The organism is Pseudomonas sp. NBRC 111124 (assembly GCF_001320245.1).
Lineage (GTDB): Bacteria > Pseudomonadota > Gammaproteobacteria > Pseudomonadales > Pseudomonadaceae > Aquipseudomonas.
The window spans coordinates 152,209-166,289 of sequence record NZ_BCBA01000005.1 but is presented as its reverse complement, the minus strand read 5'-3'; the positions used below and the strand labels follow the sequence as shown (position 1 = coordinate 166,289).

Below are 14,081 nucleotides of genomic sequence, written 5' to 3'. Positions count from 1 at the left end.
GCGAAGAGGCCTTCATGTCAGGCCGAAGCCGCAGCTCCAACGCCGGCCTTGCCCAGCAAGCGCTTCATCCGCCACTCGAAGCCAAGGGTCAGCGCCACCGCTGCGCAGGCCAGCCCCAACGCCAGCCCCCACCACACCCCCACCGCCCCGCCACCGAGGGTAAAGGTGAACAGCCAGGCACTCGGCGCGCCCACCAGCCAGTAGCAGCACAACCCGATCAGGAAGGTGGTCTTGGCGTCCTTCAAGCCGCGGATCGAGCCCATGGCAATAGTTTGCATCCCATCGAACAGCTCGAACCACGCCGCCACCATCAGCAGCTGTACCGCCAGCTGATAGATCGCGGTAAAGCCCGGGTCGTTGCGGTCGATGAACAGCCCCACCAGCGCCTCCGGCAACAGCAGGAACAACGCCGCAAAGGCAAACATGATCGTCGCGCCGAAGCCGATCCCCACCCGCCCGGCACTGCGTGCTGCCAGCAGGTTGCCAGCGCCGTAGTAAAGGCCCACACGCATGGTCACCGCATACGACAACCCGGTGGGCACCATGAACGCGGTGGAGACGATCTGCAGGGCGATCTGGTGCGCCGCCAGTTGGGTGCTGCCCAGCACACCCATGCACAGCGCGGCGAAGGCGAACAGCCCGACTTCCACCATGTAGGTGCCGCCAATCGGCAGGCCCAACCGCCACAGCTCGCGCAGGGCCGGCAGCGAAGGGCGCGACAGCCCTTTGCGCAGCGGGTAGGGGGCATAGGCCGGGTGCCAGCGGATGTACAGCGCCAGGGCGATGGCCATGCCCATCGACACCACTGCAGTAACCAGGCCGATGCCCATCAGGCCCAGCTTGGGTAAGCCGAACATGCCTTCGATCAGGGCGACGTTGAGCAGGTAGTTGAGCACTGTGCCGACCAGGCTGATGACCATCACCGGGGTCGAGCGGCCCAGCGCACTGGTGAAGCCGCGCAGGGCCATGAAGGTCAGGTAGCCGGGCAGGGCCAATGGCAGCAGGGTCAGGAATTCGGCCGCCGAGTCGACGTTCTCCGGTTGCTGGCCAAACAGTAACAGCACCGGCTTCAGGTTCCACAGCGCCAGTGCCGCCACCAGCGCCAGGCCCCAGGCCAGCCACAGGCCGTTCTGCGCCAGGCGGGTCGCGCCCTCGATGTCGTTGGCGCCCTTGCGGATCGCCACCAGCGTGCCGACTGCGGCGATCACGCCCAGGCAGAAGATCGACACGAACGAATAACTTGCCGCGCCAAGGCCACCCCCGGCCAGGGCTTGCGGGCTGATGCGGGCCATCATCAGGGTATCGGTGAGCACCATCAGCATGTGCGCCAACTGCGAGGCGATCAGCGGCCCGGCCAGGCGCAGCAAAGCCTTGAGTTCTGTGGTGGGCGCGACATGCATGGGGGTGTCCTTCTTCCTGGTCCTGTGAGCAAGGCGACGATTCTGAGGCTTCGGTCAGCTTTGCACAAAAGGATAAATGCGATGGTTGGCATGAGTTGAACTCATGCATATATGATTCTGAGCATTCCATCCACATCCCCGTATGACAGGTGCCTCATGTCCCGCCAGCTACCTCCCTTGTATGCACTGCGCGCATTCGAAGCGGCTGCGCGGCTGAGCTCGTTCACCCGTGCGGGTGAAGAGCTGTCAATCACCCAGAGCGCGGTCAGCCGGCATATCCGCACCCTCGAGGAGCACTTCGCCTGTCGGCTGTTCGTGCGCAGTGGCCGCAGCCTGCAGCTGACCGAGGCGGCGCGGGTGCTGCTGCCTGGCGTGCGTGAAGGCTTTGCTGCGCTGGAGCGGGCCTGCGATACCTTGCGCGGGGAAGACGACATTCTGCGCATGAAAGCGCCGTCGACCCTGACCATGCGCTGGCTGCTGGCAAGGCTGAGCCGCTTCCGCCACTTGCAGCCGGGCAACGAAGTGCAGCTGACCAGTGCGTGGATGGATGTCGACCACGTGGACTTCAATCAGGAGCCGTTCGATTGCGCGGTGTTGCTCAGCGACGGAGTGTTCCCGGCGGACTGGGAGGTGCGTCGGTTGTTTTCCGAGCTCTTGATCCCGGTGGGCGCGCCGGATCTGCTGAAGGAAGGGCCGTGGGACGAGCGGCGGCTGGCCGGTATCGAGTTGCTGCACCCGACCCCCGACAAGCGGGACTGGCGCGAATGGCTGGAGCGCATGGGGCTCAGCGAAAAGGTGTCGCTAAAGGGCGGGCAGGTGTTCGACACCCTGGAGCTGGGCATGATTGCGGCGGCACGGGGATACGGCATTTCGATGGGTGACTTGTTGATGGTTGCCGAGGATGTCGCTCAGGGGCGCCTGAGCCTTCCGTGGCCGACGGCGGTGCCCAGTGGCATGGATTATTACCTGGTGTGGCCGCGTACCCGACCGGGTGGGGAGCGCTTGCGGCGCTTGAGCGTGTTTCTGCAGGAGGAGGCGGCGGCGGTGGACCTGCCGGTGGTGGAAATTCTGCCCGCTACCTGATCACCTGTATCGGCGAAAGGAAAACGTTTGCGAATATCCCGGCCCGACACTCAAGTATTCACAAGCGACGCCGATCTACTGGCACCAGCGTCCCGGAAGAGGGCGCGATTTCCCGTCGATAACAAGCGGGCGGTCAGCGTGATCAGGACGATCCCGGCCTCTTGCCAGGAGCTTCAACATGTCTCAACCGCGTGCCCGAATTGCCTCGCAACTCGGTATCGCCCTCGCCATCGTGCTGGCGCTGGTGATTTCCGGCAGTACCTTGTTCGCCCTGCGTGCGCTGGACGATGCCAACCTCGCCACCCGCCAGGCCCACCTGGCCAGCGAAGCGCGGCTGCTGGCCGATCAGCTCGATACCTTTCACGGCTCGCTGAAGGACAACACCCAGCGGCTGAGCGGCCTGTTCGAGCGCCGCTTTGCCTCGGGCCTGGCGTTGCACGCGGGCGAGACTGTGCAGGTCGCAGGCCAGAGCACGCCAGCCCTCTATCTGGGCGATCGGCTGCTGAACAACGATTTCCAGGTGGTCGACGAGTTCCAGCAGATGACCGCTGGCATCGCGACCCTGTTCGTGCGCAGCGGCGATGACTTCGTGCGCATCAGCACCAACCTGAAGAAGCAGGACGGCACCCGCGCCATCGGCACCCAGCTCGACCGCCAGCACCCGGCCTACACCAAGCTGCTGGCCGGGCAGATGTACGTCGGCCGCGCCTTGCTGTTCGAGCGCAACTACATGACCCGCTACGTGCCTGTCAGCGACAGCAACGGCCGGGTGATCGCGGTGTTGTTCGTCGGCTTCGACTACACCGACGCGCAGAACGCCCAGTTCGCCAACCTCAAGCGCTTCCGCATCGGCGCAACCGGTTCGTTGGCCATTCGCGATGACCAGGGCCAATGGCTGGTGCCGCCTGCCAATGCCGAGCAGGACCTGTTCAGCGCCAGCGCGCCGTTCGCCGAGGGGCCATGGACCGTGATCGCGAGCATGCCCAAGGCTGAAATCCGCGAGGTGACCTGGAGCGTTGGCCTGCGCCTGGCCATCGGCAGCCTGCTGGCAATGCTGCTGGCGGTGGCTGCCACCCTGTGGCTGCTGCGCCGCAAGCTGCGCCCGCTGGATGACCTGGTGCGCCAGGCCGAGGCACTGGGTGCCGGTGACCTGAATGCGCGACTGAGCGTGGCCAGCCATGACGAAATCGGTCAGTTGGCGCGCAGCTTCAACCAGATGGGCGAGGCGCTGTCGACCATGGTCGAGCACATCCGCAGTGCCTCCGAGCAGGTCAGTAGCCGTGCGCGTTCGCTGTCCGGGCTGTCTACCGGTGCCTGTGAGGGCATGGACCAGCAGTCCGGCGAAATCACCAGCATGGCCGGTGCGGTGGAGGAGTTCAGCGCGACCTCCATGAACATCGCCGACAACATGGCCGGCACCGAGCGCATGGCCCGTGACAATGCCCAGCAGACCCGCATCGGCCGCGGCGCCATGGATGAAGCGTCGAGCTCGCTGCGGCAGATTGCCGAGGCGCTGGGCGGCACCGCTACGGTGATGGACAGCCTGGGCGCACGTTCGCAGGAGATTGGCGGCATCATCAGCGTAATCACTGCGATTGCCGAGCAGACCAACCTGCTGGCGCTAAACGCCGCCATCGAGGCTGCCCGGGCCGGTGAGCAGGGCCGTGGCTTTGCCGTGGTCGCGGATGAAGTGCGTGGGCTGGCTGCGCGTACCCGTCAGGCGACCGATGAGATTTCCGGGATGATTACCAGCATCCAGCAGCAGACCGGGCACGCCATCAATACCCTGGAGCAGGGCAACCTGCTGATGCAGGAAGGGCTGGCGCGCAACGACAAGGTCGCCGAAGCGCTGGCGCGGATCGATGAGCAGAGCCGTACCGCAGGCGAGCAGTTTGCCGTGATCAGCACCGCGACCCAGGAGCAGAGCAGCACGGCGACGGTGCTCAGCCGAAACCTGCAGAGCATTGCCCAGGCCAACAGCGAGCAGCGTGATGTGGCCAATGAACTGGCCTTTACCGCGCGGGAGCTGGAAGGGTTGGCGGCGCAGCTGCGCCAGGAAGTGGACCGCTTCCGCTGAGACCGCAGGGGGCCGCTTCGCGGCCCATTCGCGGGGCAAGCCCGCTCCTACAGGATCATCGCAGGCCTGAGGCTTGCGCATAACTTGTAGGAGCGGGCTTGCCCCGCGAATGGGGCGCAAAGCGCCCCCGCGATTTCAAGCCTTACAACGAACCCAGCCCCAACGCCTGGGCACTCGCCTCCAACGAGCGCCGCTCGCTCTGCGCATACAGCGCCAGCTCATCCTGCACCTGCAGCCCCAGCGCCGCTTCGAAAGCCTCGCGGTTGGCATTGCTGCCATACTCGGCCTGGCCCTCATCGCCCAGGTTCGACTGGAAGATCCCTGCCGCACTCACCGGCAGGAAGTCCTCGTATACCAGCGCCTCGAAGTGCACATGGCCTGCCGCAATCAGGCCTTCCAGCGTGGTAGGGCGATCCGCCTGCTCACGTGCTGCCAGACCTTTCTCGGTGGCGAAGTAACGGAAGTACGCCAGCCCTTGCTCACGCATCTGTGCCAGGTCATCCGGGAAGGCAGTAAAGCTTTCCTGCAGCAGCGCCATGTAGCGTTCGGCATTGGCCTCGGCAGGCGCGCCTCTCAGAGCGGCGCGGGTGGTATCTAGCAGTTTGTCGTACAGCTGCCGGCCCTTCGGTGTCAGCGCTGCACCGCGCTGTTCGATCTCGCCGAAACGCGCGGTGTGGCTGCCCTGGTGATCGCTGAACGCTACCTGCTCCTGCAGTGCTTTGAAGCTGGTCTGGCGCAGCAGGATCGGGTGGCGGCGGGTAGGGGGGCCTTCGACTATGGCTTTCGGCGGGATACCCTTGGCCGGCATGCCAACCTGGATCGCGTCGATGTCCAGGGTGCGTGGGGTCAGGTGGTTGATGTGAGGGCCTTTGAAGGCCACCACGTCGGCAATCAGGCGGTGCTGATCGTGCAGCTGCTGGTACTGCTCGGCAGTGACCGTGGCGTCCTGGTGCCAGCGGAAGGTGTGCAGGGCTTCGCGGACGAATTCGTCGGCATCGGCTGCGTTCAGGCCGCCATCCTGCTCGGATTGGGCAATCAGTTCGAGTGCGCGCGCGGTGAAGATCTTGCGCTTGGCCAGGATGCCTTGGGCCAGCTCACGCAGGGGCAGGTTATCGATCAGTTCCAGGCGCAGCAGCGAGGTGAACACGCGGAACGGGCTGACATGCAGCGACTGTTCATGCACGGCGCGGAACGCGGTGGAGTGCACCGGCACGCCGGCAGAGCTGAGGTCGTAGTAGCCGACCGGTGCCATGCCCATCACCGCAAACAGGCGGGCGATGGTTGCCAGTTCTTCGGCGGTGCCGACGCGTATGGCGCCGTGGCGCTCTTGGTCCAGGCGTTCTATTTCGCCGGTCCAGCGCAGGGCCTCGGCCACCTTGGGCTGCTGGGCCATGACCTGCTGGTTGACTTCGCTCACCAGCTCCAGCAGCGTGCCGTACAGCGGCACTTCCTGTTTGTACATGAGCGACATGGCGGCAGAGAACTGCGCGCGGATGCTGTCGGGGCTGACGAAATCGTAGGCGGGCATCGCTAGCTTCCTGGTTAGGTTCGGACACTTACATGAAAGCTGGGAATGCACTTGGCTCACAAGCGAAAAAAAGTGGGTCTGTCATTCCTTTTATGATTGAAGCTGCTCGCGAATCCATTCCACCAATGCCCTGACCTTGGGCACCTCCGCCGCATGCTCGGCATAGGCCAGGTAATGCTTGCCGGCACTGCCCATCGCATGATTCCACGCAATGACCAAGCTACCCTCTGCCAGCTCTTTAGCCACCAGATACCGCGGCACCAACGCCACCCCACACCCTGCCTGCGCTGCACTCAGCGCCATATAGAACGTATCGAAGCGCGGCCCGTGGTAAGCGCTGACACTGTGCAACCCCAGCTCCAGAAACCACTCATGCCAGGCCTCCGGCCGCGACGTGCTCTGCAGCAGCACCATGTCCGCCAACTCACCCGCATCCCCCAGCGCACGCCCTGCCAACAGCTCCGGCGCGCACACCGGCACCACCTCTTCGCCGAACAGCTCCACGCAGGTAGCCCCCGGCCAAGTCCCCTGCCCGTAGAAGAACACTACATCCGCCGAGCCCTGCAGCAAGGCGAACGGCTCCATCTCGTTGCGGATGTCGAGGTGAATGTTCGTGTGGCGTTTGCCAAAGCCTTTGAGGTGCGGGATCAGCCAGCGCACGCCAAAACTCGGTTGAGTGGCTACCTTCAATATCTCGGTCTGCTCGCCATAGGTGAGCACGTAGCGGCTGGACATGTCGACCTGAGTGAGGATCTTGTTCACCTCAGCCAGGTACAGGCTGCCAGCGGGCGTGAGCTGCAGGCGCCGGCGGATACGCAGGAACAAGTGGTGGCGCAGCATCTCTTCAAGCTGCGCCACTTGCTTGCTGACCGCACTTTGGGTCAGGTGCAGCTCTTCGGCGGCACGGGTGAAGCTCAGGTGGCGGGCTGCAGCCTCAAAGCACTGCAGGGCGGTCATGGAAGGCACCAGGCGTTTGGACATAGCGGTCTCTGCGGCTCAAATCATTACCTGACGGAATGATATGCGGAATAAAGGTCGTTTGTTGCACCGGTGTGATCGGATTAATACTGATCCACATCATTTTTCCACCCCATCACCCGATGTAGGAGAAGCACAAATGGTTGCTGGATTGCTCGAGCGCCTTGGCGTTGCCGCCGAGGCTTACACCCAGGGCGACTACCCTGTTCACACGCCGATCGACGGCAGCCAGATCGCCTCGGTGAAATTGCTCGGCAAGGCCGAGACCATCGCCCGCATCGATCAGGCCCAGAGTGCCTTCGAAGCCTGGCGCAGCGTGCCGGCTCCGCGCCGTGGTGAGCTGGTGCGCCTGTTCGGCGAAGTGCTGCGTGAGCACAAGGCCGACCTTGGCGAGCTGGTCTCGATCGAAGCCGGCAAGATCACCCAGGAAGGCTTGGGCGAAGTGCAGGAAATGATCGACATCTGCGACTTTGCTGTCGGCCTGTCGCGTCAGCTGTACGGCCTGACCATCGCCTCCGAGCGCCCTGGCCACCACATGCGTGAAACCTGGCACCCGCTGGGCGTGGTCGGCGTGATCAGTGCCTTCAACTTCCCTGTGGCCGTATGGGCATGGAACACCGCGCTGGCACTGGTGGCCGGTAACTCGGTGGTGTGGAAGCCGTCCGAGAAGACCCCGCTGACCGCCCTGGCGTGTCAGGCGCTGTTCGAGAAAGCCCTGAAAGCCTTCGGTGATGCACCGGCTGGCCTGGCGCAACTGGTGATCGGCGGCCGCGAAGCTGGCGAAGCCATGGTCGACGACGCACGCGTACCGCTGGTCAGCGCCACCGGCAGCACCCGCATGGGCCGTGAAGTCGGCCCACGTGTGGCCGCCCGCTTCGGCCGCAGCATTCTGGAGCTGGGTGGCAACAACGCCATGATCCTGGCCCCGAGCGCCGACCTCGACCTGGCCGTTCGCGGCATCCTGTTCTCCGCTGTCGGTACCGCCGGCCAGCGCTGCACCACCCTGCGCCGCCTGATCGTGCACCGCTCGATCAAGGACGAAGTGGTTGCCCGCGTCAAGGCCGCCTACGGCAAAGTGCGCATCGGTGACCCACGCAAGGACAACCTGGTTGGCCCGTTGATCGACAAGCAGTCGTTCGATGCCATGCAGGGTGCACTGGCCAAGGCCCGTGACGAGGGTGGCCAGGTATTCGGTGGCGAGCGTCAGCTGGCCGACCAGTACCCGAACGCCTACTACGTCACCCCGGCCATCGCCGAAATGCCTGCGCAAAGCGACGTGGTGCGCCACGAAACCTTCGCGCCGATCCTCTACGTGCTGGCTTACGACGATTTCGAAGAGGCCCTGCGCCTGAACAACGAAGTGCCACAAGGCCTGTCGTCGTGCATCTTCACCACCGACCTTCGTGAGGCCGAGCGCTTCCAGAGTGCTTCGGGCAGTGACTGCGGCATCGCCAACGTCAACATCGGCACCAGCGGCGCCGAGATTGGCGGGGCGTTCGGTGGCGAGAAGGAGACGGGCGGTGGTCGTGAGTCCGGTTCCGATGCCTGGAAAGGCTACATGCGCCGCCAGACCAACACCGTGAACTACTCGCGCGAGCTGCCGCTGGCGCAGGGTATCGTGTTCGACTGATGGATTGATGCTGCATGGCCGGGGGCGTAACCCCCGGTTCGCGGGGCAAGCCCGCTCCTACAGGGATCTCCAGCGCCTGCGCGATCCCTGTAGGAGCGGGCTTGCCCCGCGAATGGGCTGCAAAGCAGCCCCAACAAGAACAAATTGCTGGAGCCGGGCCATGTCCGAATTGCGTCAAGAGTGCTTGTGGGAATTCGTCAGCAAACCGAGCGTGGCCGCCCAGGCCCTAGCCGGTGAGCACAAGGCCGATGTCTGCGTGATTGGCGGCGGCATCACCGGCCTGTCAGCGGCCATCCACCTGCTCGAACAGGGCAAGTCGGTGATCCTGCTGGAAGCCTGGAAGATCGGCCACGGCGGCTCCGGGCGCAACGTCGGGCTGGTCAATGCCGGCACCTGGATCCGCCCCGATGATGTCGAGGCCACCCTCGGCCAGAAGCAGGGCAGCCGCCTGAACAAAGTGCTTGGCGAAGCCCCGGCTGAAGTGTTCGCCATGATCGAGCGCCTTGGCATTGACTGCCAGGCCCAGCACAAAGGCACGCTGCACATGGCGCACAACGCCACCGGCATCGCTGACCTCGAGGCCCGACACGAGCAATGGCGCCGCCGCGGTGCCGACGTCGAACTGCTGACCGGCGCCCAGTGCCAGGAATACTGCGGGACCGACAAGATTTCCGCCGCGCTGCTTGACCGTCGCGCCGGCACCATCAACCCGATGGGCTACACCCAGGGCCTGGCCGCCGCCGTGGCGCGCCTGGGCGGCAAGCTGTTCCAGCAATCGGCGGTAGAAGGCCTTGAGCGCGATGGCGATGCCTGGCGGGTGAAGACAGTACGTGGGTCGGTGCGTGCCGAGAAGGTGGTGATTTCCACCGGCGCCTATACCGAAGGCGACTGGAGCAACCTGCAGAAGCAGTTCTTCCGTGGCTATTACTATCAGGTGGCATCCAAGCCGCTGCACGGCGCGGCCGCCGACAAGGTGCTGCCGCATGGCCAGGGCTCGTGGGACACCCGCACCGTGCTCAGCAGCATCCGCCGCGACGATCAGGGGCGCCTGTTGCTAGGCAGCCTCGGCCGGGTCGACAACAAGCCGGCGTGGTTCGTGCGCAGCTGGGCCGACCGGATCCAGAGCCATTACTACCCGGAGCTGGGCAAGGTCGAGTGGGAAATGCACTGGACCGGCTGCATCGACTTCACCCCGGACCACCTGATGCGACTGTTCGAACCGGCACCGGGGCTGGTGGCGGTGACCGGATATAACGGCCGTGGCAACACCACCGGGACCGTGATCGGCCGGGCGTTTGCCGAGTTCCTGCTGAAGGGGGAGGCGGATAGCTTGCCGATCCCGTTCTCGCCGATGAAGGGCGTGAGTGCGCCTTCGTTGCGCACCGCCTTCTATGAGTCCGGGTTCTCGCTGTACCACGCGGGGCAATGCCTGAGAGTGGTGTTGTAGCCACTGGCCTCTTCGCGGTTTTACCCGCGAAAAGGCACAGGCTTACTTGTGCAGCCAGCTGAGGAAGCCGCCTTTCTTGATCGAAACCGGCTTCTGCAGCAACAACGACTCCCGGCTCTGGCGCCGAAACCGCTGCAACTTGCTCAGCGCCGTCTGCACCTCGCCACGCTGCTCCAGGCAGCTCTTCACCTGCTCCTTCTCGATGCGATACAGCACGCAGCTGGTCAAGGTGCGGAACTCGGCCATCGAGTCATCTTCATCGATGATCCCCTCGATCCCCAGCACCTCACCTGGCCCCATGCGCCCGGCCTCCAGCAGCTTGTCGCCATCGCGCACCGATGCCGAAACCACGCCGCTGCCAATCACCAACAGATGATCGGACTGCTGACCGACTTCCAGAATCACCTGATCGGCCAAATACTCCACCGCGGTCATGCGCTGGCTCAAGGCGTCCCGTTCTTCGCCACTCAGCGAGCGGAACACCCGCACCTCGTCCAGCACTTCCCGCTGGCGGCTGCGTGGCGGCATCGCCAGGTCGACGTTCCACATCACCCCGCTGGCTTCCAGATGGCGGTGCGCCAGGTCGAACAGCTGATTGCGGGCATCGGTCTTGCCGCCCATGTCAGCAATGAAACCGCTGGCTTCGTACTCCACCGACTCCAGCGTCGAGGCCTTCACCGTGACCTTGGGCCTGGGTGAGGCGAGGATCGCGCTGGTGCCCTGCAGGGCTTTTTCCAGGGCATCGAAAACCCGTTTGGGGCGTACCTTGGCCGGCACCACCACACAGATCGACACCCCATTCACATCGGCCGGGCGGCTGTGGTTGAGCAGCCGTGCCTTGGCCGCCACCGAGTTGGGGATCACCGCCAGGCTGCCACTGCCGGTGAGCAGGCGCGTGGCGCGCCAGTCGATATCCAGCACCTTGCCCTCGGTGCCGTCGATGGAGATCGAATCGCCAATCTGGTAGGGCCGCGTGGTGTTCAGCACGATGCCGCTGAACACGTCGGCCAGGGTGCTCTGCAGCGCCAGGCCGATGACGATGGCCATCACCCCGGAAGTGGCCAGCAGGCCCTTCACCGGCAGTTGCAGCACATAGCCCGCTGCCGCGACCACGGCCGCGAGAAAGATCAGCGCCCCCAGCACATCCTGCAGCAGGCGACCGCCGTGGCTACCACGGGCCACCAGCAGCAGGCCGAACACCACGGTCACCGTACGCGCGCCGAACAGCCACCAGCCGATGGTCAATACCGTGGCGATCAGGTTGCGCGATACATCGTCGGGCCACGGCGGCGGCTGCAGCGGGCTCATGCCGGCGGCTACCAGCACCGCGCTGAACAGCAGGAAGACCACTAGCCGCGTGCCGATGCGCCAGGCCCGGCGCTCAAGGGGGATCAGCTGCCAGAGCACGAGGTCGAGCAGGATCAGGGTGGTGCCGAGCAACAACGGGGACGACTGGATGAACGCCAGCATGGAGGTCTCGGGGGTGAGGGGAGGGCTGTGCGTAGTAATAGAGCAGCTTGCTCGGGCAAGCAATGAGGTCAGCAAAACCGCTGCCAACTGATCGTTCTCCAAATGGAACGCTAAAGCCAAAAACCGCTATCTACCGCTCCAAAGGTGTTGGTTTTAATCTTCTCCCATCAACGCGAAACACCCAACTTACTGAAAATCAAAACCCTTAGGAGCTACCACCATGACCCCGTTCAAATACAACCGCCTGAACAAAGACGACGCCGCCGTTCTGCTGGTTGACCACCAGGCTGGCCTGCTGTCCCTGGTCCGCGACATCGAGCCGGACGCGTTCAAGAACAACGTGCTGGCCCTGGCCGACCTGGCCAAGTTCTTCAACCTGCCGACCATCCTCACCACCAGCTTCGAGCAAGGCCCTAATGGCCCGCTGGTGCCGGAGCTGAAAGCGCTGTTCCCGGACGCCCCATACATTGCCCGCCCTGGCCAGATCAACGCCTGGGACAACGAAGACTTCGTCAAGGCAGTCAAGGCCACCGGCAAGAAGCAGCTGATCATCGCCGGCGTAGTGACCGAAGTATGCGTGGCCTTCCCGGCGCTGGCGGCGCTGGAAGAAGAGTTCGACGTGTTCGTGGTGACCGATGCCTCCGGCACGTTCAACGCCATGACCCGCGACGCCGCCCACGACCGCATGAGCCAGGCGGGCGCGCAACTGATGACCTGGTTCGGTGTGGCCTGTGAGCTGCACCGCGACTGGCGCAACGACATCGAAGGCCTGGCCGCGCTGTGCTCCAACCACATCCCGGACTACCGCAACCTGATGACCAGCTACAACGCCTTCAACGCCAACAAGTAAGCCGGGCGTCGGGCACCGCCAGGCGGTGCCCGACAAGGGCAGCACACTTATCCAATCCTCCGCCCGTCCGCCGTTGCACAGTGGATGCGGGCAAGCTCATCCCAAGGAACGCCGATGAACACCGCACTCCAAGACAACCGCAACGTGGTGACCCTGGTCATCCAGCACAAGGCCCGCGCCGAGTCGCTGGCGGCTTACGAAGAATGGCTCAAGCGCGCGGTCAGCACCGCACGTCGCCAGCCGGGTCATCTGGACGTCAACGTCATCCGCCCCGACCAAGGCGGGCTGCACTTCACCACCGTGGTGCGCTTCGCCGACGCCAGCCTGCTGCAGGCCTGGGTCAACTCGGCCGAGCGCCAGGCGCTGGTCAACGAAGTCCTGCCATTGCTCGATGGCGGTGACCAGACCCAGGTGCATGATGACCCGGAATTCTGGTTCACCCCGCCAAGCGTCAACGCGGCGCAACCACCGCGCTGGAAGCAGGCGCTGCTGACCTACCTGGTGATCTGCCCGATGACCATGGTCATCCCGCACTTGCTGGCGCCGTTGTTTGCGCGCTTCCCGCAGCTGGGCGGCCCGATCAGCGGCAACCTGATCGTCAACCTGTTCGTCATCCTGCCTGTGGTGTTCTTCATCATGCCTTGGGTAACCCGCCGCTGTGCCAACTGGCTGCGCGGCTGAGCCAACGCCTTCAACTCGACGCCTTCAACTGCAGACTTTCAAGGAGATACCGACATGACCACTCTCGTTACCCGCGACGGCACCTCGATCTATTACAAGGACTGGGGCAGTGGCAAACCGGTGCTGTTCAGCCACGGCTGGCCACTGGACGCCGACATGTGGGACTCGCAGATGGAGTTCCTGGCCAGCCGCGGTTACCGCGCCATCGCCTTCGACCGCCGTGGCTTCGGCCGTTCGAGCCAGCCGTGGACCGGCTACGACTACGACACTTTTGCCGACGACATCGCCCAGCTGATCGAACACCTCGACCTGCGTGACGTGACACTGGTGGGCTTCTCGATGGGCGGCGGCGATGTCAGCCGCTACATCGCCCGCCACGGCAACGAGCGGGTGGCCGGGCTGGTGCTGCTGGGGGCGGTGACACCGGTGTTCGGTAAGCGTGAGGACAACCCCGAGGGCGTCGACCTGTCGGTATTCGAAGGTATTCGTGCGGGCCTGCGTGCCGACCGCGCGCAGTTCATCGCCGAATTCGCCACGCCGTTCTATGGCCTGAACCATGGTCAGAAGGTCTCCCAGGGCGTGCAGACCCAAACCTTGAACATCGCGCTGATGGCCTCGATCAAGGGCACCCTCGATTGTGTGACCGCGTTCTCGGAGACCGACTTCCGCCCGGACATGGCCAAGATCGATGTGCCGACCCTGGTGATCCACGGCGATGACGACCAGATCGTGCCGTTCGAGACCACCGGCAAGCAGGCGGCGGAGCTGATTTGTGGCGCTGAGCTGAAGGTGTATGCCGGCGCGCCGCACGGGTTTGCGGTGACCCATGCGCAGCAGCTGAATGAGGACCTGTTGGCCTTCTTGAGCCGCTAGGAAAGCCGGGGCCGCGTTGCGGCCCATTGCCAACCTGGCAGCAGAAAACCTGGGCAGGGCTAAC

The 14,081-nt window shown here is 64.4% G+C and carries 11 protein-coding genes and 1 pseudogene; 8 read left to right on the top strand and 4 right to left on the bottom strand.

Annotation, left to right across the window (positions count from 1 at the left end; genetic code table 11):
* Positions 1 to 17 precede the first annotated feature (17 nt).
* Positions 18 to 1,400 (bottom strand): NorM family multidrug efflux MATE transporter, encoded by a 1,383-nt coding sequence (locus APH28_RS03530; protein WP_060507659.1) that lies wholly within the window; start codon positions 1,398 to 1,400, stop codon positions 18 to 20.
* Positions 1,401 to 1,556: 156 nt separating this feature from the next.
* Between APH28_RS03530 and APH28_RS03525 the strand changes: the two genes are divergently transcribed.
* From APH28_RS03525 to APH28_RS29410, 3 genes and pseudogenes are all read left to right on the top strand, one after another.
* Positions 1,557 to 2,483, top strand: coding sequence for a LysR substrate-binding domain-containing protein (locus APH28_RS03525; protein WP_060507658.1), 927 nt, complete (start codon positions 1,557 to 1,559; stop codon positions 2,481 to 2,483).
* A gap of 178 nt (positions 2,484 to 2,661) precedes the next feature.
* A pseudogene (locus tag APH28_RS29415) lies at positions 2,662 to 3,705 on the top strand (Cache 3/Cache 2 fusion domain-containing protein); the annotation flags it as partial.
* Positions 3,700 to 4,560, top strand: coding sequence for a methyl-accepting chemotaxis protein (locus APH28_RS29410; protein WP_371263061.1), 861 nt, complete (start codon positions 3,700 to 3,702; stop codon positions 4,558 to 4,560). The pseudogene APH28_RS29415 and the gene APH28_RS29410, both read left to right, overlap by 6 nt.
* A gap of 142 nt (positions 4,561 to 4,702) precedes the next feature.
* Here APH28_RS29410 and APH28_RS03515 read toward each other — a convergent pair whose 3' ends face one another.
* Both APH28_RS03515 and APH28_RS03510 read right to left on the bottom strand, forming a co-directional pair.
* Positions 4,703 to 6,088: a VOC family protein gene (locus APH28_RS03515; protein WP_060507656.1), complete on the bottom strand. Its 1,386-nt coding sequence runs from the start codon at positions 6,086 to 6,088 to the stop codon at positions 4,703 to 4,705.
* 90 nt (positions 6,089 to 6,178) lie between these two features.
* Positions 6,179 to 7,069 (bottom strand): LysR family transcriptional regulator, encoded by an 891-nt coding sequence (locus APH28_RS03510; RefSeq protein WP_060507655.1) that lies wholly within the window; start codon positions 7,067 to 7,069, stop codon positions 6,179 to 6,181.
* A gap of 136 nt (positions 7,070 to 7,205) precedes the next feature.
* Between APH28_RS03510 and APH28_RS03505 the strand changes: the two genes are divergently transcribed.
* Positions 7,206 to 8,696: an aldehyde dehydrogenase family protein gene (locus APH28_RS03505; protein WP_060507654.1), complete on the top strand. Its 1,491-nt coding sequence runs from the start codon at positions 7,206 to 7,208 to the stop codon at positions 8,694 to 8,696.
* A gap of 160 nt (positions 8,697 to 8,856) precedes the next feature.
* Entirely contained in the window at positions 8,857 to 10,143 is a 1,287-nt protein-coding gene (locus APH28_RS03500) for an FAD-binding oxidoreductase (protein ID WP_060507653.1), read from the top strand.
* Between the two features lie 42 nt (positions 10,144 to 10,185).
* Here the strand turns inward: APH28_RS03500 and APH28_RS03495 are convergent, their stop codons facing one another.
* A complete protein-coding gene (locus tag APH28_RS03495) occupies positions 10,186 to 11,613 on the bottom strand; it encodes a mechanosensitive ion channel family protein (RefSeq protein ID WP_060507652.1) in 1,428 nt (475 codons plus the stop codon).
* Between the two features lie 220 nt (positions 11,614 to 11,833).
* Between APH28_RS03495 and ycaC the strand changes: the two genes are divergently transcribed.
* The 3 genes from ycaC (at position 11,834) to APH28_RS03480 (ending at position 14,017) form a co-directional block, all read left to right on the top strand.
* Positions 11,834 to 12,463, top strand: a complete 630-nt coding sequence (ycaC, locus tag APH28_RS03490; RefSeq protein WP_027916991.1) for an isochorismate family cysteine hydrolase YcaC — start codon at positions 11,834 to 11,836, stop codon at positions 12,461 to 12,463.
* 114 nt (positions 12,464 to 12,577) lie between these two features.
* Complete coding sequence (locus tag APH28_RS03485; protein WP_082432252.1) at positions 12,578 to 13,144, top strand: antibiotic biosynthesis monooxygenase; 567 nt, start codon at positions 12,578 to 12,580, stop codon at positions 13,142 to 13,144.
* A gap of 54 nt (positions 13,145 to 13,198) precedes the next feature.
* Entirely contained in the window at positions 13,199 to 14,017 is an 819-nt protein-coding gene (locus tag APH28_RS03480; RefSeq protein WP_060507650.1) for an alpha/beta fold hydrolase, read from the top strand.
* Positions 14,018 to 14,081: the final 64 nt, after the last annotated feature.

Excerpts from the sequence above, each read along its gene's own strand:
- APH28_RS03530 (WP_060507659.1), bottom strand. The coding sequence starts at position 1,400 with ATGCATGTCGCGCCCACCACAGAACTCAAGGCTTTGCTGCGCCTGGCC.
- APH28_RS03525 (WP_060507658.1), top strand. The coding sequence starts at position 1,557 with ATGTCCCGCCAGCTACCTCCCTTGTATGCACTGCGCGCATTCGAAGCG.
- APH28_RS29410 (WP_371263061.1), top strand. The coding sequence starts at position 3,700 with ATGGGCGAGGCGCTGTCGACCATGGTCGAGCACATCCGCAGTGCCTCC.
- APH28_RS03515 (WP_060507656.1), bottom strand. The coding sequence starts at position 6,088 with ATGCCCGCCTACGATTTCGTCAGCCCCGACAGCATCCGCGCGCAGTTC.
- APH28_RS03510 (WP_060507655.1), bottom strand. The coding sequence starts at position 7,069 with ATGTCCAAACGCCTGGTGCCTTCCATGACCGCCCTGCAGTGCTTTGAG.
- APH28_RS03505 (WP_060507654.1), top strand. The coding sequence starts at position 7,206 with ATGGTTGCTGGATTGCTCGAGCGCCTTGGCGTTGCCGCCGAGGCTTAC.
- APH28_RS03500 (WP_060507653.1), top strand. The coding sequence starts at position 8,857 with ATGTCCGAATTGCGTCAAGAGTGCTTGTGGGAATTCGTCAGCAAACCG.
- APH28_RS03495 (WP_060507652.1), bottom strand. The coding sequence starts at position 11,613 with ATGCTGGCGTTCATCCAGTCGTCCCCGTTGTTGCTCGGCACCACCCTG.
- ycaC (WP_027916991.1), top strand. The coding sequence starts at position 11,834 with ATGACCCCGTTCAAATACAACCGCCTGAACAAAGACGACGCCGCCGTT.
- APH28_RS03485 (WP_082432252.1), top strand. The coding sequence starts at position 12,578 with ATGAACACCGCACTCCAAGACAACCGCAACGTGGTGACCCTGGTCATC.
- APH28_RS03480 (WP_060507650.1), top strand. The coding sequence starts at position 13,199 with ATGACCACTCTCGTTACCCGCGACGGCACCTCGATCTATTACAAGGAC.